The sequence below is a fragment of the Luteolibacter yonseiensis genome, from assembly GCF_016595465.1.
Lineage (GTDB): Bacteria > Verrucomicrobiota > Verrucomicrobiia > Verrucomicrobiales > Akkermansiaceae > Luteolibacter > Luteolibacter yonseiensis.
The window spans coordinates 156,167-180,940 of the sequence record NZ_JAENIK010000009.1; the positions used below are offsets into that span (position 1 = coordinate 156,167).

21 protein-coding genes are annotated in these 24,774 nt (G+C 62.7%); 2 read left to right on the forward strand and 19 right to left on the reverse strand.

Annotation, left to right across the window (positions count from 1 at the left end; translation table 11 throughout):
- Nucleotides 1-33: 33 nt before the first annotated feature.
- Both JIN84_RS08255 and JIN84_RS08260 read left to right on the forward strand, forming a co-directional pair.
- The gene (locus JIN84_RS08255) at nt 34-1,152 is read left to right on the forward strand and encodes an aldo/keto reductase (RefSeq protein WP_200350566.1); all 1,119 of its coding nucleotides are present in this window, start codon (nt 34-36) and stop codon (nt 1,150-1,152) included.
- A 125-nt stretch (nt 1,153-1,277) separates the two neighbouring features.
- Nucleotides 1,278-1,595, forward strand: coding sequence for a hypothetical protein (locus JIN84_RS08260; protein ID WP_200350567.1), 318 nt, complete (start codon nt 1,278-1,280; stop codon nt 1,593-1,595).
- Nucleotides 1,596-1,817: 222 nt separating this feature from the next.
- On the opposite strand, the gene JIN84_RS08265 is transcribed toward JIN84_RS08260, so the two are convergent.
- The 19 genes from JIN84_RS08265 to JIN84_RS08355 form a co-directional block, all read right to left on the reverse strand.
- Nucleotides 1,818-2,972: a DUF1573 domain-containing protein gene (locus JIN84_RS08265; RefSeq protein WP_234043332.1), complete on the reverse strand. Its 1,155-nt coding sequence runs from the start codon at nt 2,970-2,972 to the stop codon at nt 1,818-1,820.
- Nucleotides 2,973-3,141: 169 nt separating this feature from the next.
- On the reverse strand, nt 3,142-3,909 hold the full coding sequence (locus tag JIN84_RS08270; protein ID WP_200350569.1) for a hypothetical protein: 768 nt from the start codon (nt 3,907-3,909) through the stop codon (nt 3,142-3,144).
- 42 nt (nt 3,910-3,951) lie between these two features.
- The gene (locus JIN84_RS08275) at nt 3,952-5,004 is read right to left on the reverse strand and encodes a 3-deoxy-7-phosphoheptulonate synthase (RefSeq protein WP_200350570.1); all 1,053 of its coding nucleotides are present in this window, start codon (nt 5,002-5,004) and stop codon (nt 3,952-3,954) included.
- Nucleotides 5,005-5,017: 13 nt separating this feature from the next.
- Complete coding sequence (locus JIN84_RS08280) at nt 5,018-5,923, reverse strand: YihY/virulence factor BrkB family protein (protein ID WP_200350571.1); 906 nt, start codon at nt 5,921-5,923, stop codon at nt 5,018-5,020.
- Nucleotides 5,924-6,025: 102 nt separating this feature from the next.
- Nucleotides 6,026-7,306 carry a hypothetical protein gene (locus JIN84_RS08285; RefSeq protein ID WP_200350572.1) on the reverse strand — a complete coding sequence of 427 codons (1,281 nt, stop codon included), beginning with the start codon at nt 7,304-7,306 and terminating at the stop codon, nt 6,026-6,028.
- A 15-nt stretch (nt 7,307-7,321) separates the two neighbouring features.
- Nucleotides 7,322-7,924 carry an RNA polymerase sigma factor gene (locus JIN84_RS08290; RefSeq protein ID WP_200350573.1) on the reverse strand — a complete coding sequence of 201 codons (603 nt, stop codon included), beginning with the start codon at nt 7,922-7,924 and terminating at the stop codon, nt 7,322-7,324.
- A gap of 3 nt (nt 7,925-7,927) precedes the next feature.
- The gene (locus JIN84_RS08295) at nt 7,928-8,566 is read right to left on the reverse strand and encodes a redox-sensing transcriptional repressor Rex (protein ID WP_325099576.1); all 639 of its coding nucleotides are present in this window, start codon (nt 8,564-8,566) and stop codon (nt 7,928-7,930) included.
- A gap of 20 nt (nt 8,567-8,586) precedes the next feature.
- Nucleotides 8,587-9,825: a 2-oxo acid dehydrogenase subunit E2 gene (locus JIN84_RS08300; RefSeq protein WP_200350574.1), complete on the reverse strand. Its 1,239-nt coding sequence runs from the start codon at nt 9,823-9,825 to the stop codon at nt 8,587-8,589.
- 33 nt (nt 9,826-9,858) lie between these two features.
- On the reverse strand, nt 9,859-10,824 hold the full coding sequence (locus JIN84_RS08305; protein WP_200350575.1) for a transketolase C-terminal domain-containing protein: 966 nt from the start codon (nt 10,822-10,824) through the stop codon (nt 9,859-9,861).
- Nucleotides 10,821-11,843 carry a thiamine pyrophosphate-dependent dehydrogenase E1 component subunit alpha gene (locus JIN84_RS08310; protein WP_234043344.1) on the reverse strand — a complete coding sequence of 341 codons (1,023 nt, stop codon included), beginning with the start codon at nt 11,841-11,843 and terminating at the stop codon, nt 10,821-10,823. Before JIN84_RS08310 ends, JIN84_RS08305 begins: the two co-directional genes overlap by 4 nt.
- A gap of 67 nt (nt 11,844-11,910) precedes the next feature.
- A complete protein-coding gene (gene hisA / locus JIN84_RS08315; protein ID WP_200350576.1) occupies nt 11,911-12,681 on the reverse strand; it encodes a phosphoribosylformimino-5-aminoimidazole carboxamide ribotide isomerase in 771 nt (256 codons plus the stop codon).
- Between the two features lie 45 nt (nt 12,682-12,726).
- Nucleotides 12,727-13,326, reverse strand: coding sequence for a riboflavin synthase (locus JIN84_RS08320; protein ID WP_200350577.1), 600 nt, complete (start codon nt 13,324-13,326; stop codon nt 12,727-12,729).
- Nucleotides 13,327-13,334: 8 nt separating this feature from the next.
- Nucleotides 13,335-14,927, reverse strand: coding sequence for a putative Na+/H+ antiporter (locus tag JIN84_RS08325; RefSeq protein WP_200350578.1), 1,593 nt, complete (start codon nt 14,925-14,927; stop codon nt 13,335-13,337).
- An 80-nt stretch (nt 14,928-15,007) separates the two neighbouring features.
- Nucleotides 15,008-15,859 (reverse strand): tRNA (adenosine(37)-N6)-dimethylallyltransferase MiaA, encoded by an 852-nt coding sequence (gene miaA / locus JIN84_RS08330; protein WP_200350579.1) that lies wholly within the window; start codon nt 15,857-15,859, stop codon nt 15,008-15,010.
- Entirely contained in the window at nt 15,859-16,521 is a 663-nt protein-coding gene (locus JIN84_RS08335; protein WP_200350580.1) for a PDDEXK nuclease domain-containing protein, read from the reverse strand. The genes miaA and JIN84_RS08335 overlap by 1 nt, the downstream gene beginning before the upstream one ends.
- A 28-nt stretch (nt 16,522-16,549) precedes the next feature.
- Complete coding sequence (gene ffh / locus JIN84_RS08340) at nt 16,550-17,926, reverse strand: signal recognition particle protein (protein ID WP_200350581.1); 1,377 nt, start codon at nt 17,924-17,926, stop codon at nt 16,550-16,552.
- Nucleotides 17,927-18,116: 190 nt separating this feature from the next.
- Nucleotides 18,117-20,579 (reverse strand): thrombospondin type 3 repeat-containing protein, encoded by a 2,463-nt coding sequence (locus JIN84_RS08345; RefSeq protein ID WP_200350582.1) that lies wholly within the window; start codon nt 20,577-20,579, stop codon nt 18,117-18,119.
- A 984-nt stretch (nt 20,580-21,563) separates the two neighbouring features.
- Nucleotides 21,564-22,745, reverse strand: coding sequence for a polysaccharide deacetylase family protein (locus tag JIN84_RS08350; RefSeq protein WP_200350583.1), 1,182 nt, complete (start codon nt 22,743-22,745; stop codon nt 21,564-21,566).
- A gap of 96 nt (nt 22,746-22,841) precedes the next feature.
- Entirely contained in the window at nt 22,842-24,740 is a 1,899-nt protein-coding gene (locus JIN84_RS08355; protein ID WP_200350584.1) for an MlaA family lipoprotein, read from the reverse strand.
- Nucleotides 24,741-24,774: the final 34 nt, after the last annotated feature.

Genomic DNA, 24,774 nt, shown 5'->3' on the forward strand with positions numbered 1-24,774 from the left:
GCTTACGCAGTGGTGCAACCAAAATTCACCATCATGGAACCTACAACGACTGCATACGGCACGTGGAGCGGCGGACGCTTCATGCACTTTGGCGAGACTCTTTCGGAAGAGCGCTTCATCGGCTGCATCGAGACGGCATACGAGGCGGGCATCCGCACCTTCGTGACGTCCGACGTTTATGGGAACGGCAAGGCGGACGAGCTCCTGGGCGTGGCGCTCAAGGGCGTGGACCGCGGCACCTACAGCCTGGTGGGGATGATCGGCCACGATTTTTACGAAGGCCAGCGCCAGGGCAGCAGGGGCTACCCGCGCTTCACCGATCCGGAACTGCGCGGCCCCGAGGGCTACGCGGATTTCATCAAAACGGCCTGTGCCAAGGAACTCGGACGCTGCGGTGCCGACAAGTTCGACCTGCTCATGCTGCACAACCCGGACAACACCGGATTCACCAGCGAGGCGCTCTGGCAGGCTCTTGAAGACGCGAAAAACGAGGGGCTGACGGACAGGCTCGGCATCGCCCCCGGGCCCGCGAACGGCTTCTCGCTGGACCTCGTCGGCTGCCTTGAGAAATTCGGTTCGCTCATCGATTGGTCGATGCTGATCCTGAACCCGCTGGAACCATGGCCCGTCGGCCTGACGCTGCCGATCTGTGAGAAACACGGGGTGAAGGTGATGACCCGCGTGGTGGATTACGGTGGCGTGTTCCATGGCGATCTCGGCGGTCCGGACCACGTTTTCAAGCCGGGCGACCACCGCACCTATCGCCCGGAAGGCTGGGTGAAGCACGGCTTGGAAAAAGCCGACCGCATGCGTCCGCTCGCGGAAAAATACAATCTGACACTGCTCCAGTTCGCCTCGATCTGGAACCTCAGCCACCCCTCGGTGGAAAGCGTCGTGCCGACCTTCATCCAGGAAGCGGGCGAAGGCGCGCGGAAGATCGAGGACAAGATCCGCGAGTTCGCCGCGCTGCCGGATGTCCGGTTCACCGCGGAAGAAGTGGAGTCCATCCGACTGATCGGCGACAACACCGGCTGCATGACGCTGAAGGGGGCCAGCAAGCGCCACGAAACCAGCGAACGCCCGGACGAATGGCCGATGCGCGAGGAGCTGCTGGAACTCGCCGGACGGAACGGCCTCGGGCTCGATTGGTGATTTCCCGCCTTTTCACCGGCTTGCGGGGATTACAGGCGTAATCCCCGCAAATCATGTGGTGATTCTCGGATTGGTTTCAGCGAAATATGAAATATCACTCTATTCCGTCGATCTCGGTCGCATCCATGCTTTTTCTTCAAGGGTGCTCGGAGAAACTGGAAACCAAGATCATCCAGCAAGCTGAATCTCCTGACGGATCGCTCGTCGCGACAGTCTTTATCAAGGAAGGAGACGCGACATTGCCGCTGATGGTTGATGTTTATTTGGGTGCGAAAGGAGATGAAATCCCTGCGTTCGGAAATGTATTCCGGGGAAACCACTCCGAAAAAGCCCGCGTGGCTTGGGTGGACAACAAGAAGCTGGAGATCATTTCAGACTCCGAGCCATTTCTCCTCATGAAAGAATATGCAGGAGTGAATTTCGAGTTGAAGTCGAATAAATGACCTGGATTTCTATGGTGCCGATATATTGGCCGGAATGCCTTCGGTTGTCGAGCGGATGGAAGATCATCATAATGCTCGGAGACTACGGGCATTATGGGAACGGCCTTGGGCTCGATTGGTGATTTCCCGCCTTTTCACCGGCTTGCGGGGATTACAGGCGTAATCCCCGCAAATCATGTGGCGGATATGATCCGGCGCCGCCGGGCTGCGCCGTGCGGTTTGTCAGAAGTTGGTGATCGCGAGGCTGGTTTTGCCGGAAAGTTCGAGAATGCGGAAATTTCTGGCATTGTCGGCAGCCTCCACCTTCAGGCTCGCCGCGTAAGGGGGGCTGGACACCGGTGAGGGAGCGAAGGTTGCCCGGAACTCTCCGACCTTCCCGGGCGCCAGTCCGGCCAGCGTCTGGCGGTCTGTCGTGAAGGCGGCATTCCCGTTGATTGAAACCTTGAATCCAGGGATGGTGGTCTTGCCCGTGTTCTTGATCCTGAAGACATGGGTGACGGGGGCGTATTGTCCGATAAGGTCGATTCTGGAGGGTTCGAATTCATACCCTTGATTATAGAAAAATGGCTCACCGTTGTCCCGGCGGAATGAAAACATGGGAATCTGATAGGATTGCAGATTTTCAATAACGGGTTTGCTTCCCTTTTCCGTGGTTTTTGTTTTTACGATTCCCACGCCTTTGGCCCACCATTCCTCCGATGTGGACGACGGTCCGCCCTGCAACTGGAGCTTCATGCGCAGATGGATGCAGTCCGGGAAGGTGCCGGCCGGCACCGTGACTTTTTCCCTGCCCAGCAGCTGCATCGTGATGGTCACGCCGGGCCCGCGGTCTCCCCCGGTGTCAACCAGCTTTGTTTTAATCGAAACCGTTTGCTTGAGTTTGATTTTTTCAGGGAAGACAGCCCCGGAGAGAAAGGTGAACCGGATGCTTTCCGGGTTGTCCGCTCCATAGATGGCATATCTTTTGCCGGTTCCATAGTATTCCAGCACCTCGGCCGAATCCCTTTCAACAATCCCATTACGATAGAATCCTTCATAGGTTGCCAGTACCCTGGATGGTTTGTAGTTGTCTTTTGTCTTTCCTCCATCGCTCTTGTAAATGTTGAGACTCACCAGATCGTCGAGAATCTCGGCGTGACTCGCGTTGAGGTAGCCGTTCTTGTTGCGTGTCGATTCGACGTAATTCCAATTCGACCCGGGTGACAGGGGATAGAAGTACTCAACGAGCTTCACCGTTTTGGCGGATGCCGAGCCCGGCATGGTGGGTGCGGCAGTGGACGATCCTCCACTGAGAAAGGCGGTGGCGAGAATGGCCATGCCTGTTTTGAAAAGCGTGGTGGGTCGGACTTTTGTAGTCGGGGAGGTGCGCAAGGTCATAGGACTGGCCCCATGATGATCGGGGAAAAGGATGAAAGCGACACTAAAGCCGTTAGAAGTTGCCGAGCCCGGTTTTTCCGTGTCCGCCCCGGTCGCAACCTTCTCGTCACGTGAACATCTCCGCAGGTGCGCCGCCATCGCCCGGCGGGATCTCCCTGCTTGTGGAGACTTATTTCTCCGGCGTCAGTTGGGCGTAGATCTTGCCCGGGCTGGCACCGTGGTTTTCCGCCGCGATCAGGACGGGTTTTGTCCAGTCGGGAGTGCCCTTGATCATGTTTTGGAATGCCTTCGGTTCGTCGAGAGGGATGAAGGTCATGGAGGTGCCGGGGCTTTCGTCGGAGACCACGGATATCATGAGTGCGTCCCGTTTATAGGGCGCGATGCCGATGTACAGCCATTGCTCATGGCCGGGATGGGTATCGACGCCATCCAGCAGGCTCTTCTTCCCATTCCTTTCCAGCCAGATGTCGAGATATCCCTCGGGGATCCGGGTGAGATCGACGCCTGCCAATTCCATGAAATTTTGGACGGCCTCCAAGCGCCAGGCACCGGGCTGATCGATGGGCTCCCTTTCTCCTTTGGAGTTGGGATACTGCTGCCGGATGGTGAGGATCGAGGAATAGGGGATCCATAGCAACGATTCGTCATGTTCCTTTTCCTGGTCCCGGGCGGGGCGGCGGCTCAGCACGAGAAAGTGTTCGGTTTCCTTTTGAACGTATCCGGTGATGGAGGTCTCGACCCCGTTGATCGTCCCGGCCTCCCGGGAGATGGGCTTCTCAAGGGAAAGTCCGAGAACCGAACGGTTGAGGGAAATGGAAACCCGGGTTCCCAACAGACCGCCGGCCGCCTTTTCAGGAACGGCCACGGTTGCCGGCTTGTCCTGACGGCAGCCGGTGAACACAAGACAGCAGGCGGTGGCGATGAGGAGTGGTTTCATGTTCTGCCGATGGAACCTTGTGACGGGCTCCGGGGTTGCGGGCTATCTGCCGGGGTCCAGTTCACGGGCGGCGTCGAGAATGATCCTCTCCGTCGTCTCCCAGTCGATGCATGCATCGGTGATGCTCTGTCCATGGACGAGCTGGTCGAGCGGTTGCGGGAATTTCTGCGCACCGCCGGCGAGGTTGCTTTCCAGCATGGCTCCGATGACCGAGGTGTCTCCGCCTTTCCTTTGCCGGACGATCTCCTCGAAGACCGCGGGCATGAGGTTGTGGTCCTTGCGGCAGTTGCCATGGCTCGCGTCGATCATGATGGCGGGTTTCAGGCCGCTTTTCAGCAACAGTTCCCGGGTGGCGCCGACACTTCCGGCGTCATGGTTCGGCCCGCTTTCTCCGCCACGGAGGATGATGTGGCAGTCGGGATTGCCGGTGGTGGTCACGGCGGAGGCGCGGCCGTCCATGCCCACACCGAGGAACGTCTGTGGCTGGGTGGCGGCCTTGATGGCGTTGATGGCAGGTTCGAGATTTCCCAAAGTGCCGTTCTTGAATCCCAGCGGCATGGAAAGTCCGCTGGCCATCTGGCGGTGGGTCTGGGATTCTGTGGTGCGCGCGCCGATGGCGGACCAGCAGATCAGGTCGGCGATGTATTGCGGGGTGATGGGGTCCAGAAGTTCCGTGGCGGTGGGGATGCCGAGGCGGATGACGTCGGAGAGGAACCTGCGGGCGGTTTCCAGTCCTTCCTCGATGCGGTTGCTGCCATCCAGGCGCGGGTCCATGATGAGGCCCTTCCAGCCGACGGTGGTCCGCGGTTTTTCGAAATAGACCCGCATCACGAGCAGCATCCGGTCCTTCACCTGATCGGCCAGTTTCGCGAAGCGTTCGGCATACTCGAGTCCGGCGGCGGTGTCGTGGATGGAGCATGGACCGGCGATGACCAGCAGGCGCGGGTCGTTCCCGAAGATGATGTCCCGGATCTCCCGGCGGCTCCTGATGATGAACTCCGCCTGGGCATCCTCGCGGGGGACGCGGCTGATGAGATCGGCGGGCGGGGGAAGGGGAAGGTTCGAACTGACGTGGATATCGCTGACAGGTTGCATGGTCGGAAAAGGATCAGATGAAATGTTGGTCCGCATGGGGCGGCAGGGGTTCCGGGTCCTCGTGCCATGGCAGCCCGGCATCCGCGCTGCGCTGGAGGTCCGCGATGACCTGCGCGCCGAGCAGGAGGATGAGCGCGACGGATTCCATGATGAGCAGCACGATGACAATGGTGGCCATGGAGCCGTAGAGCATGTTCACGATGGAGATTTTGGTGTAATAGGTGACGAGGAGGTGGCGGACCATCTCCCAGAGGATCGTGGCCGTGAGTCCTCCGGCGAGAGCCCGCTTGAAGGATACCTTCACCACGGGCATGATCTTGTAAAACAGGGTGAAGAGCAGGACCAGACCCAGCAACCCCGTGAGATAGATGAGGTGGTTCAGGTGCTTGTGGAGCAGCACGTCGAAGCTGAGGAAAGTGAAGTTCCGCTGGTTCTGGGCATCGATGAAGGCGTTCACCGCGGTGATGACGATGAGTCCGATGGCGACGATGAAGATGAAAAGATAGGGCATCAGCGCGGAGATCCAGAACTTGCGTTTCAACGGTGCGAGCGGCCTCTGGAAGATGATGGCCATGGCGTCCTCCATCACCCGGAAGGCGAGCGAACTGAATGCGAAGAGCGAGAAAAGCCCCACCCAGCCGATGAGCTGCCGGGACTTGAGAAAGCCCTCCAGCACCTCGGTGAGCGTCGGGGCGAAGCCGGGGGCGATGAGCGAGATTTCCGTGGCGATGGTCTCCAGCAGCAGGGCCTGGTCGATGAAATGGGAGAAGACCACCATGAGCACCGCGGAAAGCGGGATGAGCGAGAGCATCATGTTGTGCGAGACGGCGGCGGTGAGCAGCAGCCCGTGGTTGCGCAAAAAAAAGTCGCGCAGCACCCGGCTGGCGAACCGAAGGATTTTCGGCAGTCTTTTTTCCATCGGGCTGAGTTTGGACGCTGGGAGGACCTGCGGCAAATGGAAAACGGAAACCACGCGACGGAAGCAGGCGCGTCGTTCCTGAAATCCGCGTGCGGGGCGGGTTCAGAATTCCTCGAGGTGCAGCGAGCGGTCGATGAGTGTCAGGAATCCGGCGCGTTCGGGAGGGAGGGTGGATGACGCGAGCTCGCGGGCGAGGGCGGAGAGGATGTCGGCGTCGATCAGGCCCGCCTGCTCCCCGGCGAGCCATTGCGAGTAGGTGCACACGAGCGCCGCGAATCGTGCGTCGTCGGAAGGTTCCGCATCCGGTTTGCGGATGAGGGGGATGGCGGGCGCTGCCTTGCCATCGGTGGACCAGATGAGGGATCCATAATCCCCTTCGGAACTGGATGGCTCGATTTCAATGGCGAGCGTGATGGCGGAGTTGGCGGCCAGCGCGGAGGGCATGGGGCCGGGAGTCGAGCCCTCCACCGGGGCGAATCCGAGCAAGCGGTAGCGGGCGACGGTCCCGGGGTTCGTCTGATAGGTCAGCTTGACCTGGCATTCCGTGTCCTGGTTGCCGCTGCCGCGCAGGGAGATGAAAAGCAGGGTGGAGGATGGTTTCCAGGGGCAGGCGATCATCTCAGTCGTCACCGTGGCGGTGTGCGCGCTCACGCCGGTGCCGCGCTGGTCGGGGTGCCAGCCGTTCACCCCGCCGCGGGCGATGGAGGTGGTGCCGTTCAGCCGGAAAGTGAAGTGGTTGAGTATTTCCTCCAGCCGCACGGTGTTGGGGGCCGGGCGCTTGTGGTCCACGAGGATGGATTGCGTGATCCAGCCGTAGCTGGAACCGCCGCTCCGGACCGGGAGGTCGAGCAGCGGGTATTCCGCCGCGTTGACCGATCCCCGCTGGACCAGCGCGGGGTGTGCGGGATCCTGCGCGGCGGGCGTTGCCGCGGGCGGGGGAGTGCTGGTATCCACGGGACCCGGAGCGGGAAGATGCGCGGCGGCTTCCGGTGCGGCCGCCGGTGTGGTCCGGACCTGTGGCTTCGGTTCGTCCGCCGGCATGTGCAGCAGGATGACGGTGGCGAGGGTGAGCACCGCGGCGGCGGACGCGGGGATGAGCCAGGATTTCATGAGTTCGCTGACGGATGAGAAGGAAACGGAGCTTTGTTTTTTCGCGGGGAGGCGTGACCGCCGGCGGATGTCTTCCAACTGGTGCGGGTGGAGTTCGTCCGGCATGAAGGAAAGCCGGTCGGTCAGTTGTTCCCCGAGGTTCCGGATCTCCTCGATCTCCGCCCGCACGGCGGGATCGGCCGCCGCCGCCCGCTCGACGGCGGCGGCGTCGTCCGGTCCGAGCTCGCCGAGCACGTACGCGGTCAGGCGGGGATCTTCTGGGTCGGGTGTCATGGGAGGTGGTGGGTTTCAGATCCGCATGTCATCCGGCATGATTTCACGCAGGCGCCTGAGACCGGTGTGGATGAGAAAGCCGATGTTGCTGGAGCTGAGTCTGGTGATTTCTTCGATGTCGTGGTAGCTGAGCCCTTGTTGGAACTTCAGGATGATGACCTCGCGCTGGTTCGGGGTGAGGCGGTCGAGGTAACGGGCGAGGCGGGAAAGCTTTTCCTGCCGGTGGGCGACCTCGTCAGGCTGGAGACCGCTGCCCGCGACCTTTTTCCAACGGATCTCCTCCAGCGGTTCCTTGGGTTTTTCCTTGCGGAGGACGTCGAGGGCGCGGTTCCGGCAGACGGTGAAGAGCCAGGGCTTGAGACCGCCCGCGATCTTGGAAAGGTCTTGTTCGCAGAGCCGGACGAAGGTGTCCTGCACCACGTCCCGGGCTTGTTCGAGGTCGTTGAGGAGGGTGGTGGCATAACCGAGGAGGGGGGATTCGTAATCAGCAAGCGCCCGCCCGATGAAATCCTCCCGGTCGCAGGCGGGAGGGGCACCGGCGGCGGGGTGTCCGGTTTCCTCTTTTGGAACGGCGGGGCTGGGGAAAGTCTTAGGGATGTTTTCCGCGGAGGAGGACATGTGTCAGCGGATGAAGTAGCTGAGGTGCTCGAGCTCGAGCGCGAGATCCACATTGTTCACGGTGACGTCCGGAGTGACTTCGAGCACGATGGGCGAGAAATTGAGCACGCCCTGGATGCCGACGGCGACGAGGCGGTTCACGACGGCCTGGGCGAATTCGACGGGCACGCAGAGGATGGCGAGCTTGACCGAGTTTCCGGTGATGAATTTTTCCAGATCCGAGTCCGGGAATACGGGGATGGTCACACCGCGCGCGCGGGTGGCCTCCGGATTCGCGTCGAAGGCGGCGACGACCTCGAAGCCTTCCTTCTCGAATCCGTGGTAGCGGAGGAGCGCGGATCCCAGATTACCCGCTCCGACGAGGATGACCGGCTGGAGATGCTCGCGGCCCAGCGTCTCGCGGATGATGGACGAAAGAAGCTCCACCGGATAGCCGAGACCCCGGGTGCCGAACTGGCCGAAGTAGGCGAGGTCCTTGCGGAGCTGGGAGGATTTCACTCCGGCCGCCTTGGCCAGGGTGGTGGAGCTGACGGTGTCCACGCCGTTGTCATGGAGCTTCTGCAGGCAGCGGTGGTAGATCGAGAGACGATAGATCGCCTTCTTCGGGATGTCGATCTTGCCGATTTTCTCCGGGAGTTCCACTGGGGCTGGGGATGGTGTGGTTAGAGATTCTCCGGCTTCTGCAGGAGAGCGGAAACACGGTTGAGCAGGACGCCCGCTCCTCCGCCGTCGACGACGCGGTGGTCGAAGGTGAGCAGGAGATCCGCCTCCGTCGCGGGCAGGAACGCCTCCACCTGGGAGCTCCAGACGGGTTTCTTCACCCCGGCTCCGATGCCGAGGATGAGCGTTTCATTCGGCAGCGGGATGGGGGTTCCGATGGTGAGTCCGAAGGTCCCGAAGTTCGTCACGGTGGCGATGCCGCCGCTGCAGTCCTGCTCGGTGAGGCGGCGGCGGCGCGCGCGGTCCACGAGGTCGTCGTATTCGGAGACCAGTTCGCCAAGGGATTTCTGGTCCACCTTCCTCACCACGGGAACGACCACGCCGTCCTCGACCTGCACGGCCACGCCGATGTCGAAGGAGCGGGGGTGGACCACCTTGTCACCGATGAGGTAGCCGGCGGTGGTGGGGGTTTCCGTCAGGGCCAGGGCGAAGGCGCGGAGCAGGTAAAGCGTCAGGCCGGGCTTCGGTGACTGGACGCGGCGGTGGTCGAGCACGCGGTCCAGCAGGATGGGCAGGCCGACGGTGGCGAGCGGACGGGTCCAGCTCCGGCGCATGGCGTCCGCCACGGCGAGGCGCATCGGGGATGCCTGCGAGCTCGGCCAGGCGTCGAGGTAGTCGAGGAAACGTTCGAGATCCTCCACCGTGACACGGCCGCCGGCACCGGTGCCGACGATAGCGGAGATGTCCGCCTCGCGGATGCCCAGATCGTCCATGCGGGCGCGCATGCGTGGGGAAATGTAGTGGGCGCCGAGCACTCCGGTGGGCACGGGCAGGCCTTTTACGCTGGGAACCACGGCGGGCGCTTCCTCGTAGGCGTCGTCATCCAGCGCGAAATGCAGGTTCGCCTCCGCCTGTGCCGGATTGGCCGACTGGCTGGACGCGGCGCGTTTCGCCTCGATGGCCTCCAGCGACTCGACGCCGGTGCGCGCGATTTCCTCGTCCGTGACATCCAGCAGGCCGAGCAGGGTGCCCACCGAGTAGGAAACGCCCTCTTGAGCACGGAGTTCCGAGACGATGCCATCGCACAACGTTGTCACCCCCATCACCGCCTTGTTCGTCTCCACCTCGATGATCTCCTGGTCCGTGCGGACGGCATCCCCCACCGCGACGCCGAGGCGGATGATGGTGGCTTCGGCGATGGACTCGCCGAGCTGCGGCATGAGAATGGGAACGGTGGGCATGGCGGTGGGCGGTCGGTGTTCCGGGAAAACGGGTTAGAAGGAAAGCAGTTTGCGGAGGGCCTCGCAGATGGACTCCGGCGTCGGCCGGTGGGCGGCCCAGAGCTTCGGGTGGTAGGGCACGGGAGTGTCCCTCGCGTTCAACCGCTGCGGCGGCGCGTCCAGCAGGTGGAAACCTTCCTCGGTGACGCGTGAGACGACCTCCGCCGTGACGCCGCCCCATGGGAAGGCCTCTCCCACGGCCAGCAGCCGTCCCGTCCGTGCGACGGAGGCGAGGATGGTGTCGAGATCCAGCGGCTTCACCGAGCGCAGGTCCACCACCTCGATTTCCCAGCCGTCCTGCGTCAGCCGTTCCGCGGCGCGCACCGCCTCGTGGACCATCGCGCTGTAGGCGACGACCGTGGCGTGTTTGCCGGGGCGGGTGATGCGGGCCTGGCCGATGGGCAGGTGGTCGCCGTTGATCGACTTGGACTTGAGCCAGCGGTAGAGGAACTTGTGCTCGCAGTAGATGACCGGATCATCCAGCGCGACGCCGTCCAGCAGCATGTGATAGGCGTCGGAGACGGTCGCCGGTGTCACGACCACCAGGCCGGGATACTGCGCGTAGATCCCCTCCATGCTCTGGCTGTGGAAGGGGCCGGAGCCGGGCGTGCCGCCGGAGGGCAGCCGCACGGTGAGCGGGATGGGCATGCCCGTGCGGTAGAAATGCGTCGCCGCCTGGTTGATGATCTGGTTGAAGGCGATGGAGGAGAAATCCGCGAACTGCATTTCCACGATCGGCCGCATGCCCTCGATGGCGGCGCCGACGGCCATGCCGATCATCGCGTCCTCCGAGATCGGCGCGTCGAACACCCTGTCGGGAAATTGCTCGGCCAGCCCCTTCGTCGCCTTGAACGCGCCGCCGAAGGTCGCGATGTCCTGGCCGTAGAGAAACACGCGGGGGTCCTCACGCAGGAGCTTTTCCTGTGCTTCGCGGATGGCGTCGATGTAGGTAACACTCACTGGACTGATGGCTGGGAAAGGGGAAATTTCGTGGAGAGCGCGGTCCAGTTTTCCTTGTATGGATCCGGGACCTCCTCCTGCTGGGCCTGGGCCACGGCGCGCTGCACCTCCTCGGCGAATTCCTCATGCCACAGCGCGATCTCGTCCTCGGTGGCATGGCCGTTTTCCACGAGCTGGCGGATGGCGACATCGATGCAATCCCGCCCGTAGTGTCCGTTGCGGATCTCCTCGGGAACGTAGGAACCGTCGTCATGCTCGCCATGGCCGGTCAGGCGCAGCAACTGCGCCACGACAAGCTGCGGTCCGCCGCCTTCCCGCGCGCGTTTCACCGCCTCGCAGATGACCGACGCGCAGGCCAGCAGGTCCGTGCCGTCCACCGAGAAACCGCCGATGCCGTAGCCGCGCGCCTTTTCCACCAGATCCCGGCAGGCGAACTGGCGGTTGTTCGGGGTGGAGTAGGCGAACTGGTTGTTCCCCACCACGACGACCATCGGCAGGCGCTCGACGGCGGCCAGGTTCAGCCCCTCGTGAAAGGCTCCGGTGGAGGTCGCTCCGTCGCCGATGCAGGTCGCGCCGACACGTCCGGCGAGCGTACCCTGCAGGCGTTTGGCGAAAAGCATTCCCGCGATCAGCGGCACCTGCGCGCCGAGGTGGGAGATCATCGCGGGCATGCCCTTTTCCGGGCGTCCGCGGTGGATGTTGCCGTCACGCCCGCGCATCGGCCCCTCGACCGAGCCGAGGTAGGTGCGCGTGCAGTCGATGAGCGGCTCGCCGAAGGCCGTGCGCCCCGCCTGGTCGCGGATGAGCGGTGCGAAGAAATCCGTGCCCTGGATCAAGGCGGTGCCGAGGGTGGCGCTCACCGCTTCCTGGCCGCGCCCGAGGTAGACGCCGCCGACGATTTTCCCCGCCTTGTAGAGACTGGAGAGCTTGTTTTCCATAAATCTCGCACGCAGCATCGAATGAAACACCGACCGCAGGAAATCGCGGTTCATCACCACCCCGTCGGTTAAAGGTTGCATGTCAATGTGAGGCACGGAAGGAGCGTAGGGCAGGGGAATGGCGGCGTGCAACCGCTTTCCGGAAAAGTCATGAAAGCCGTCCGTTCCAGCTGACCAGATCCTTGTAAACCAATCCCTTGCCGCCGAAAAGGTCCAGCGCGCTGCCCACCGTCACGTCCACCGCCCCGCAGCCCGCCTGTTCGACGAGTTCGAGGTCCAGCATCGTGGCCGCCCCGCCCGCGTAGGTGACCGGAAGTTTTCCCCATTTCCCGAGCAACGCCACGAGGTCGGCATCGATGCCGCGGCACAGTCCCTCCACGTCGGCGGCGTGGATGAGGAATTCGTCACAGAATGGCGCGAGCCGGTCCAGCGTCGCGTGATCCACGACCAGTTCGGTGGGCGTCTGCCAGCGGTTCATCGCCACCGTCCAGCCGTCCGGCGTGCGGCGGCAGGAAAGGTCGATGACGAGTTTTTCCCTGCCGATCTTCCGGACCAGCGAGTCCAGCGTGTCCGCCAGGAATCTGCCGTCCGCGTCAAACAACGCGGAGGTCACGATGACGTGGCTCGCTCCGGCGTCCAGCCACCCCGCCGCGTTCCCCTCATGGATGCCGCCGCCGATCTGCAGGCCGCCGGGCCATGCCGCGAGCGCTCTGCGGGCGGCTTCATCGTTGCCCGGGCCGAGCTTGATCACGTGCCCGCCGGTGAGCCGGTCATCGCGGAACGTTTCCGCAAACCATGAGGAGGGACGGTCCGAGACGAAATTTTCCGTCGGTCCCGCGCCTTCGTCGCGCAGGCTGCCGCCGACGATTTGTTTCACCTTGCCTTGGTGGAGGTCGATGCAGGGGCGGAAGCGGGTCATGGGTGGTGTGTTTGATCTTAAAGGATGAAACTAAGAACAAGGAATTCAGGACGCAAGCCCGCGCGCCGCCAGCAGCTTGTCCACATACTTCGCGAGCAGGTCCACTTCCAGATTCACCGCCTGGCCGGTCCGTGCGAGGTGCAGGTGGGTGTGTGCCCAGGTGTGCGGCGTGATCCAGAAAACCGCCTCCTCCGGCCCGAGCTCCGCGATGGTGAGTGAAATGCCATCCACCGTGAGCGAGCCCTTGTCGATGCAGTGGCGGTGGATCTCCGGCGGCAGCGCGACGCCCAGGATGTGGTCCTGGCCGTTTTCCTCAAGCCGCGTGATCGTCCCGGCGGCGTCCACGTGGCCTTGGACGAAGTGGCCGCCGAAGCGGTCGCCGACCATCATCGCGCGCTCCAGATTCACCACCGAACCCGCTTTCAAGTCTCCCAGCGAGGTGACTTTCAGCGTCTGGGCCAGCAGGTCGAACGCGGTGCCGGCGGGCGGAAATTCCGCGACCGTCAGGCAGCAGCCGTTGATCGCCACCGAGTCGCCGAGTGCGAGTTCGGAGGCGAAGGGAAGCTCCAACAAAAGCCGAGCCTGGTCGCCCACAGGCTCAAGGCTGACGACTTTTCCGACGGATTCTACAAGACCGGTGAACATGGGATGGATTACGGGTGTGAGGGTGGGGTGGCGGAGGCATTTTCCACGGGCGCGAACATTTTGTCCACCCCACGGTCCGGCATGAACATCATGCACAGCGCGACGATGATCGTGGGGATGAGGGCCCCCAGCGCGAGCTTGAGCGGTGAGACGCCTTCCCCGAAGAAACGGCCCAGCAAGGCCTGTCCCGCCGGATTGGGCGCGTTCGCGATGACGGTGAGCCCGCCGCCGCTGACGGCGCCGGCGAGAACCGCATACTTGAGCTGGGGCGAGAGGCCGTCCACCTGGCTGGCGAGGAAGGTGATGGCCGCATTGTCATTGAAGGAGGTCAGGATGGTGGACCCGAGAAAGAGCGGCCATTCGCCGAGGCTGGAAATGATCGGTGCCAGCCACCAGCCTTGCAGGCCGCCGTGGATGACCAGACCGCCGAGGAAGAATCCGACGAGGATCGGCCCGCGCAGGTTGATCCTGGTCTGGTGATGGGCCGTGGCTTGTGAGAACGCGAGGAAGAACAGGAAACCACCGATGAACAGCGGCGGGTAATGCGAGAACGCCACCGTCCACGCCATGAACGCGAGGTGGGTGAGGGTGATGAAAACCGGCACGCGGCGTTCTTCCTGGATCAGGTCTCCCGCGCCGTCGCCATCATGGTCGCCCGCCCGTCCGCGCATGGCCGCGAGTTCCTTGCGGAAGCATGCGAAGCAGAGGCCGCTGGAAACCAAGATGGATACGACCGCCTTGTCACCATAGTGGGTCAGCATCTCCAGAGTCGTCAGACCCCACTTTTCCGCGACCATCAGCACCGGCGGCGCGGCGAAGTTCGTCAGCACTCCGCCGACGGAGATGTTCACGAACAACAGGCCGAGCGTGGCGTAGGCGAACGCGGGGGACGGCTTGAGCTGATAGAATTTCTTCGCCAGCAGCATCGCCGCGATGGTCATGGCGCCCGGTTCGGTGATGAGGGACCCCAGCAACGGAGCCACGATCATGATGGAGAGCCACCACGCGGCGGGTGATTGTCTGCCGAACCGCGCGAAGAAGCCGAGGCACGCTTCCGCAAAACGCAGGATGGGCCGGGTGGAGGCGAGCGCCATGATGACGACCACGAACAACGGCTCGGTGAAATTCACCCCCATGATGTAGCCCTTCACCGTCGCCAGGTCGTGGAAGGCGAACATCGCTCCGAGGAGCGCCAGCACCCAGATTCCGAAAATCGCCTCCACCTCGCCGAGGAAATGCAGCATCGTCGCCTTGAAGCTCACGAGGTCTCCCGCGCCGGTGGTGTCACCCTTGGAAGCGCGTTCCCTGCGGATCGCCGCCTCGTGGTCGTGCCGGATCTTGTGCGAGAGCCTCGTGATCGGAACCGCGAAAAACGTGTGGCAGATGGCGAGGATGAAGATGACCGTCGCGGCCAGCAGGAACGGTTGTTGTTCCGCCCGGAAGGCCAGTTTTTCCCAGATGTCCGTCAATCCGCGGGCTTCCTCCAGCGCGGGGAAGCCCGCCATCTCGGTGATGAATCCCGGTGCATGCGCGTCGGCCGCAACCGCCGTGAAAGGCAGCAGCAGAAGCAGGACGGAGGGGATCAGCGGGGCAATTTTCATCTTCAATCGGGCGGGACCGGCCCTCCGATTGATAGGAGCGGCGCGGGGGAGGGGCAAGGGAAACCGGTCTTCACGGCGCGTCAGGCGATTCGCGGAACCAGCCATTTTTCCCGGCGGAACCAGGTTTCCTGGCGTTTCGCGTACTGGCGGGTTGCGGCGTTGATGAGTTCCTCGCAGGTCGTTCGGTCGATCTCCCCGGCGACGAGCGCGCGGACTTCCCGGAAGCCGATGGCTTTTTCGCAGTTGGTGGAAATGTCCGACAGCGCGGCGACTTCCTCCATCGCTCCGCCGTCCAGCATGGCGCGGGTCCGCAGGGCGATGCGGGCGTGCAGGTCCGGACGGGTGCGCTGGATGACGATGCCACGCAGTTTGGATGAGATCTCCGCCGTCTGGGCTTCCCAACCGTCCCGCAGGTCGGAGGCCTTCTGTCCGCTGAGCAGGCAGATTTCCAACGCCCGTGAGACGAAGCGTCGGTTCTGCAAGGCGGTGCGCGAGGCTTCCACCGGATCGAGTTCGATGAGCTGTGCCACCAGGTCTTCCAGCGGACGCGCGTCCATCTCCTCCCGCAGCGCGGCATCCCCGGTGGGCAGCGGCGCGGCACCGTGGGTGAGGAATTTCAGGTAAAGCCCGGAGCCGCCGGTGATGACGGGTGTTTTGCCCCGGGACTGGATTTCCGCGATGACGGGCTTCGCGAGATTCACATAGCGCTGCGCGTCCGCGGATTCGGTGGGAGCGAGCACTCCGTAGAGGTGATGGGGGACGATCCCGCGCTCGTGGGCGGGTGGCGCGGCGCTGATGATTTCGAGTCCCCGGTAGAGTTGGAACGCGTCGGCATTGACGATCTCTCCATCAAGCTCCGCCGCCGTCTCCAATGCGAGCGATGACTTTCCCGATGCGGTGGGGCCGCAGATGTAGATGGGTTCGGGGTGCATCAGCCGCGGTTGGAAAGCTTGTGCCAGGCGTTCTGGATTTCATCAGCAAGACGTTGTTCGTCGGGAAGCACGGTGCGGTATTCGCGGACGAGGGTTTTGTTCGGCAACCCCTCCAGAGCATAACGGGCGAGGGATTCTCCTTTTTCCGTGCAGAGGATGAGTCCGATGGGTGGGTTCTCGTTTTCTTCACACCAATGCTCGCGCGCATAGTTCAAATAGAGATGCATCTGACCGATGTCGCAAGATTGCCGGGATTCGCCAATCAGGGATTGGCGAATGGACGGAGGGAGGGTGGAGGGAAATTCGTCAATCGATGATTGACGAATGGGAGCGGGGGATCCGGACGCCTGGGGAGCCATCGGATAGGTGAGGAAAAACTGGCGCATGATGCGGACTTGAACCAAACCGAAACCTCTTCCGTAGCGTGTGGTCAAATCTGTCGAAAGATTGGCGGGCAATCGTTCTCCATACTCCGCCCGTTCTTTTCCCTGTTGTTCGAATTCCACGATGTTCCGCCCGATTTCCCAATACGTCGCGGTCATGACGGCGTTGACGGCCCGGGCGGAGGAGCGGCGGGCAGAGTCCAGCAACTCGCCGATGTTGCCGACGAGGCCGGAATAATCCCCGGAATGAGCGGATTCTTTCGCCGGGCGCTTTTTCATGGGTGAGAAATGAGTCCCGCACTCGGGTTCAGAACGGGAATTTCCCGCCGCCGAAGCCTTTCATGATGTCCTTCATGCCGGGGGCTCCGCCGAGTTGTTTCATCATGTTGCCCATTTTCGTGGGGGATTTCATCATCTTGCGCATCTCGCCGAACTGCTTGATGAGCTGGTTCACCTCCATGAGGGTGGTGCCGGAGCCGTCGGCGATGCGCTGGCGGCGCGAGCCCTTGATGATCTCGGGGCGGGTGCGCTCCTCCAGCGTCATCGAGAGCACGATGGCCTCGGTGCGCTTGATCTTCTTGTTGTCGAAGGCACCGGCGGGGAGCTGCTTCTTGATCTTGCTGAATCCGGGCATGAGGCCCAGCAGGCCTTCGAGCGGACCGAGGTTCTGGATCATCTTCATCTGGTCGAGGAAGTCGGTGAAATCGAACTTTCCTTCCTGCATGCGCTTCATCGAGCGCATGGCGTCGGCCTCGTTCACCTTGTCCGCGACCTGCTCGACCATGCCGACGATGTCGCCCATGCCGAGGATGCGGTCCGCCATGCGGCTCGGGTGGAATTCGAAAAGCTGGTCCAGCTTCTCGCCCTCGCCGGCGTATTTGATCGGCTTGCCGGTGACGGCGCGCATCGAGAGGGCGGCGCCGCCGCGGGCGTCTCCGTCGAGCTTGGTGAGGATGATGCCGGTGATGCCGACGGCACCGTCGAAGTGTTCGGCCACGGAGACGGCCTGCTGGCCGGTGGCGGAGTCCGCGACGAGGAGGGTTTCCTTCGGCTTGACGAAATCGTGCAGGCGCTTGAGCTCGAGGATGAGTTTCTCATCGATCTCCTGGCGGCCGGCGGTGTCGAAGATGAGCACGGTGCCCTGCTGCTTCTCGGCCCATGCGAGGGCGTCCTTGGCGACTTTCACGACGTCGCTTTCCGAGGCATCCGGGGTGTAGCAAGGCACGTCGATCTGTTTCGCGAGCACGGCGAGCTGGTCGATGGCGGCGGGGCGGTAAAGGTCGCAGGCGATGAGCAGCGGGCGTCGGCCCTCCTTTTTCAGGCGGTTGGCGAGTTTGGCGGAGGTGGTGGTCTTGCCGGCACCGTTGAGGCCGCAGATGAGGATGCGGGCGGGCGGGTTGAGGTCGAGCGGTGCCTGGTCGCCGCCGAGAAGGGCTTCCAGCTCGTCGTGGAAGATCTTGACGATCTGTTCACCGGGCTTGATGGACTTGAGAACGTCCTCGCCCATGGCCTTTTCCTTCACCCGGGAGATGAAATCCTTGGCGACGCCGAATTCGACATCCGCCTCCAGCAGCGCGATGCGGATTTCCCGGAGCGCGTCGGCGATGTTCTTTTCCGAGATTTTTCCGACGCCACGGAGGTTGCGGAAAGTCTTGTCGAGGCTGTCGGAGAGCGATGTGAACATGGTGGAAGTTTTGAATCTTGGATCAGGATTGGGAACGGGGGCGAACCTTCCGCACGGAATGGCTGACATGGAATGCCCTTGGATGCAAGAGCCATGGGATCACGGGGGGCATCCCGGTGGAAATACGGAAATCCGCCACCAGCCTGGAAGCCGGTGGCGGAAATGGGGCGGTCTCGGGGCGATGGGGAGTTTATTCGGCGGTCGAAGCCTTCACCCGGACGAATTTGCGCACCGCATCCAGCGGGATCAGCGCCTCCTTGCGGGTGTAGTCATCGGAATATTTTCCGGTTTGGTCGGCGGATACGGTTGGAACCACCGCGCTGACGCCCCACGGATCGGCGAGAGTGGAGCCTTCCTGGAGGACGTAAACCCCGCCCGCGCGTTCCAGCCAGCGGACGATGAGTCCTCCGCTTGTTTTCTCGAATGTCGCCAGCGAAGGGGTGCCGGCGACGGGTGAACCTCCCAAAAGGTATTCCTGGAGGTTCGTGAAGCCGTCGCCATCCGGATCGTCCGATTTGTCGCGGTCCGCTTCGTTGGGGATGACAGAGGAATAGGAGGCATACGGACCGGCATTTGTCACCACCACCTCGTTGGTCAGGCCGTAAAAGTGGAAGCTGTCCGCGGTGCTCCCGGCGGCTTCGATTCTCAAGGTCGTCTCCCGGGCCACATAACGGTAGCTCACGTAATACGCCGAGTCGTTGTTGGGGTCCGTGCTGTTGATGTCGGTGCTCAGCATGATTTTCGGACGGTCGGGAAGGAGCGCTCCGAAAGGTATTCCGACCTCGCTGCCGTTGGTATAGGTGAAGTTGATCGGCCGGAGGGAGTCTTGGGAGTAGGCGCGGATGTAGATCCTCACATCATAGGTCTGGCCCGGGGTCAGGTTGCCCAGCTGGTAGGTCTGGAGAGGGGAGCCGTAGGTGAAGGTGCCGAGCAATTGCTGGAGGCCGGTGCCGGTGACTCCACCGGTCGCGGCCACCCAGCCACCGAGCTGTGTCGCCGTGAATTGATTCTTCGCAGCGCTCGTCCATGTGAAGTCCGCAGGAGCCGCACCCGCGGTGAGCGTGTCGAAGGCGACTCCGTTGATCGTGGCGGCCCCGCCCCCGCTGACACGGTGGGTGTAAGTCTTCGTGCTGCTGATGCCGGTGCTGGCATCATCGGTCACCGGAACCAGGGCGAAGCCGGCCGGCAGCGCCGGGCGTGAGACATAGGAAAGCGGGTCGCTGCCATGGGAGACCTCGAAACCATCGCGGGAGCCGTCTTCATCCGTGTCGGCCACATTGGGATTGGTGCCCACGGTATATTCATCCTTGTCCGGGATGCCGTCGGCATCGCTATCGGCCAGACGCGGATTGGTGACGACGCGTCCTTCGGGCGGCGCGGTTTCTTCCGAGTCGGGAAGACCATCGCCGTCGCTGTCCAGCGAGTAAGGTGACAAGCCCGGCTCCATGACCCAGTAGAAATACTCGTCCGCGTCGGAGAATCCATCGCCATCGTAGTCACCGGTGCCCGCGCCCGGACCTTCGCCGAAGACCAGGCCGGTCAGGTCGGCGAGGCTCGTGTGGCCGGGGAAACCGAGCTCCCAGTCGTCAGGCAGCATGTCGGCATCGTCATCCTTGACGGGCTTGATGAGGAAGATTTTTTCCGAGAAGGAGCCGGTGGTGGCGCCAGTACCTCTCACACGGACGGAATAGGTCTTTCCCGCGGCACCCAGCTTGAAGTTGTAGGACCCCGAGACCAGTTGGTCGAAAGAATTGATGGAGAACTTGTCGTTGTCCGTCGAGCCATCACCAGAGACCAAGGCATAGGTCATTGGTTCGTCACCGCTTTCATTCAGCGGTGTTTTGGCGGTGAGATCGCCGATCGGCGTGCCCGCCGCAGATGAGGTGTTGAAGTCATATCCGGACGTCGTCAGGCTCACGTCGTAGAGTACGGCGGTGGAGATCCTGATGTTGTCGAGATATTGGTCGCTTCCGCCACGGTTCTCCAGCTCCATGTGGAGCTTGCCCGCGTTTCCATTCCAGGTGAACGTGTCGTAGCCGACCACGTTGCCGGCCAGGGTGGTCTTGACCGTGACCGGCGAACCGTCCGCGAAAGAGTTGAAAAGATATTCGATTTTCACATGCCCGGTGGCGGTGGCGGTGACCGGGTCGCCGGTGACCACGCCGTTCTTGTAGCGTGTGTGGATGCCTTCCTTGCCAAACCGGACGGCATGGTCCGTTCCTGAGTCCGTGATACGGACACCAGGCTCGCCGGGACCGGCAAAGCCGACCGCGAATCCCACAAAGGCCCCTTCAAGCGTGCCGAACCGGGTGTTGATGTCGAATTCCACGGTGAGTCCGCCCGCCGCCAGGATGGTCGGAGCGGAGGGGAGCGCCGCGAAGTCGCACCAGGTGCTTGTATCCCTCTGGAAGCGCACGCGCCCTCCGCTTCCCCACATGTATAAACTATTGCCGATACTCACCTGCTGGACCTGTGCGGACCGGACCATGATGTTCTCCGCTTCGATTCCGGAGCGCCGGCCCGCCAGCGGAGCCGAGTCGAGGGCGAGCTGGCCTTGCCCGGTGTCGAAGTTGTCGGCCCAGATGAGTGTCTGGGCGGAAGCGGTTGATGATAGCGAGGCCGCGAGGAGCGGCACGAGGAGGTGTCGGGTCATGATTTTTTTTCGGATGATGATATTTCGTCCTGGGACGGGGATCTGACAGACGTCGGACGGGAACGGCAGCCGCCACATGTCCGCCGTTTCAGCATCATCGGAGGCGTGGCGGACGTGGTGTTCGTGCCGCCATTTTTCCACCTTCGGAAATACTCTATGAAACGATCCTATAACATCGGGTGCTTCCGCCGCATCCCGCCGTCGGGACATGGATATTTCGAGCACCGCCTATGCCAAGAGTCGCCATGTGATGCCGTTGGAGGGGTGCCCGGGGAGCGGGCTGCCGACAATCTAACAGGTGCGGCCGTGGTTGTTTTGATGTGCGGAATGCGGCGGTCCGCCCGCCTCCGTCGTGATGGATCCGGACTGGTCCGGGAGCTGTTTCATGCGTGTTTTTCACAGCGCCGCCGCGCGGTTTGTCATAGGATACGCAATGGTTTGCTCCTATGGAAAACGGAGAGCAGGGTGAGGGGCGGTGGGGTGTCGCGGACCGGTTGTGCCAGGGATGTTCCGGTCTGATATCGATGTTTTCCGCCGCCGGGATATGGTATGGAAACCGGTGGTTCGACATGGTTTTCCAGCCGTCATCCACCTACATGAACCTATAGGTTTACTACATAAACAGGGAGCGGATTTGTAAAGAGTCCGCCCGGTGATGTCATATGATCGGAATCGGATGAAACCGGAGGCGGTCCATCTGATGCCTGCTCTTGGAAACAAGATGGCCCAGGATGCCGGAAACAAAATGGGCTTGTATATCGGAAACAAGATGTCTTTGGGCTCCGCCACGCCTTGGATGGCGTCCCTTCAGGACTTCGACCATTTTTCATCACCCTACCCGGGGCCGCGCTTCGCTTGCCCCGGGCTGTCACATTTCGCACCGTTGGTGCTGGCATGTGGAAGAACGCGCTTTGGGATCATCCGTGTTGGGACCGTCCGTTTTGATCACACACACCCGTATGCCCTGCGGCGAGGTCGCAAGTCCTACTCGCCGTCCGGCAGGTAGGCGGACTCCAGGTCGATCTGGAAAGACCAGCGGAGCGGCGTCTCGGTGGCTTTTCCGGCGGCATCCTTCCAACTGATCAGAACCTGGCAGCCCGGCTGGCGCAGGCGGCGGTTCACCTGCCAGGAATACTTGCGCGTCCCGGCCGAGAAAATGGCCGGGACCTCGCCGAAGCCGGAGACCTTCATGGTGAGGGTGGCGGGATCGAAATTTTCGAGGGTCGAGAGATCCGCGGAGATCACCGGCAGGCGGGTGTTGATGATGGCACCGGCCTCCGGGGTGACGGGGTAGGGTGTCTTCTGGACGAATTCGGCGACCTCCCCGATCTGCGCCGGGGAGCCCTGGCCCTCGCGGAAGGTGGTGGCGAGCTCGAACACCTTGTCATAGTTTCCAAGGATCATGTAGCGGGGGAGCGTCTCGTCCGGGAGGCCGCGTTTGACCTTGCCGGGAAGCACGGTGAAGAGGTGGGTGTAGCCGAATTCCTTGCCGAGCGTGAGCATCTCCTCGGTGTGGTAGCCGCCGGGATATGAGTAGGTGTTCGCCTTGACGGGGAACTTCTCCTCGAGGAAACGCTTGGATTCCCCCATTTCCTTGCGGAGGAAGGCGTCGTAGGCCTGCGGACCCTTCTTGCGGAAGGACTTGAAGACGATGGGAAACGGATGGCTGACGGAGTGGCTGCCGATGGTGCATCCGTGGCCGAGCATTTCCTGGATCATCGGGATGGTGAGAGCCTTGCCGCCGCCGTCCACGTAGTCCTTGTAGAGGTAGAGGGTGAACGGATAGTTGAACTCGCGGAGGATGGGGTAGGCGTCGGTGTAGAAGGATTTCCACCCGTCGTCGAAGGTGAGCAGCATCGACTTCTGCGGGATGTCCCGCTCGCCTTTTTTCCAGGCGATGAACTCGTCGAGCGTGATGACCTTGATGCCCAGCTGCCTGACGGTCTCCATCTGCTTGCGGAACTTCGAGGTGCGGATGCGCATCGCGGTTTCCGGCAGGGTTTCGGAAAAATCGTGGTAGCCGAGCACGGAGACGCGCACGCCGTCGTCCGGCGTCGTGGGTTGTTCCACGGCGGGCGGCTCCACCGGCACGGGTGGCTCCGGAGTTTCCTGCGCCCATCCGCAGAGGGTGGCGAGGAAGGTGAATAGCAGGATGTGCTTCGTCATCAAGGCGGGCAGGTTAGGCCCGGTCCGGGATTTTTGAAAGTCCCAAGACCGGTGGATTTGGCGTTTCCCGTTGTCCGGCTCCTCGCGATGGATGGGTCACTTCAGATCCCGCACCGCACCGAGGATGGCGTCCCGCACCGGAGGGCTGGACAGGTTCCCCATGTGGCCGCCGGAGGGGAAGAGCGTGAGGCGCGACGGGCCGAAGGTGGAGTTCATCCACGAAAGATCGTCCGGCGGCAGCAGGAAATCGTTGCGGTTGGTGATGACGCGGATCTTTTTCTGGTCCCGCAGGGCGGCGGTGTGGGTGGCGAGATTTCCCTCGCGGCGGAGTTCCGCCATGCTGATGCCGCGCTGCTGGTAGTAGGGAACCGCGAATTGCTGGAAGTAGTCGCTGAACGTGAAGTTCATGATCTCCCGGTAGCTCTCCTCACGCTTCCACGGAGTGATCGGCGTTTGCAGGACGCCCATGTTGTTGCGCCTCTGGCTGCTGTAGACGATGTCCCGCAGGGCGACACGGAATGTCAGGCCGATGAGATACTTCGTCTCGATGCCTTCGAACGGAGGAGCCCCGCCCGCTTCGGGAGGCAGGGTGATCAGCTTCGCGACCTTGTGCGCGGCGTTGTTCAGCCGTGCCTGGCGTTCCGCGGCGGGCCATGCGAGCGGCGCGCGGGTGTAGCTGTCGAGGTGCTGCGAACCGTATTGCAGGTTCACCGGCGGGTTGATGGCCACGTAGCGGTCGAAGCGCACGAGGTCGTCCGGCGCCTGCTTCTCGCCGGCGGCGATGCGCAGGCTGAGGAAGCCGCCCATGGAGCAGCCGACGAGGGCCTTCTTGCCAAAACGGCCGGGATATTTGCCGGCGAGCAACCTGTCGATTTCCGTCAGCGCCACATGCAGGTCGCGGCTGTCCACTTTCGGGTAGGCGGGGACGTCGGCGGAGGAAGCGTTTTCCATGAACTCCGGCTGGAAGACGCTGGAGGTGGTGACCACGGAATAACCGTTCTGATAAAGCTGTTCGGCAAGCCAGAGCGTGGCGAGGGAAAGGCGGTGCGAGCTGAGGCCCGGCGAGATGTAAACGACCGGAGCCGTCTGCGGCTGGATCCAGCAATTGAACTTCAGCCGCCTCCCGGTGGAGGGGATTTTCACCGACATCTCACGGCCGTCGGAACCGAACTCGGGATCCGTCAGGCTGATCTGGACGGCTCCGAGTGTTTCAAGGGTCGGGCGGTCCACTGGACCTGCGACCCGCCAGTCCGGCTGGCCGTCCTTGGCCGCGTAACTCCAGGCGTATTTCGCGAGCGCGTAGGAGTCGTCTTCGGACTTCAGGATGCGCGCCGCGCTCTCCGCCTTGTCGGACAAGCGGTTGAAAGCGGTGACGGGACCGATGGCGGTGTAGGGCGAGCCCGCGTAGTTCCATGGCTCGGCGGCGCTGTCCGCGAGGTAGCCCGTCGCGTTCCGGTCGTCGCTGGGACCAGCGAACGGAAGCACCAGGAACATCGATGGTTTCCAGCCCCAGGTGCCGAAGGTCTGGCTGAAATTCGCTTCCGTTTTCGGGATGTTCCATTTCGTCGCGACATCGAAAAATCCGAGACCGCCCGCGGTGGTGTTTGTCAGGAAACGCACGGTTTCATCACCGGCATCGGACCAGCGGCCCTGCAGCGTGTCATTGATGAGGCGGCCGGGGTAGTTGAGATTCCGGCGGAAATGGTTGATCGATTCCCTCGCCGGTGGCGGAACGACCGCGCGGTAGCCCTTGGCCACCGGTCGCACCACGCCCACGAGGATGCCCTTGTTCGCGGCCCACATGCCGCGGTTGAACGGCTCCAACGGATCATTGATGAACTCCGGAGCCGGAGCATGTCCGTGGCTGTCGGATCTCGCCGAGGTGGGGGCCGGGCCTGTCGTCGTGCAGGAGGCGAGCGCGGCGGCCAGCGCCACATAGGTGGCGTGGCGGGGCAGGCGGGAGGGAGTGGTGCGCGTGACAGAGGGACGGATCATCTGGAGAAAGGAGCGGGGACGGGTGAATCTAGCC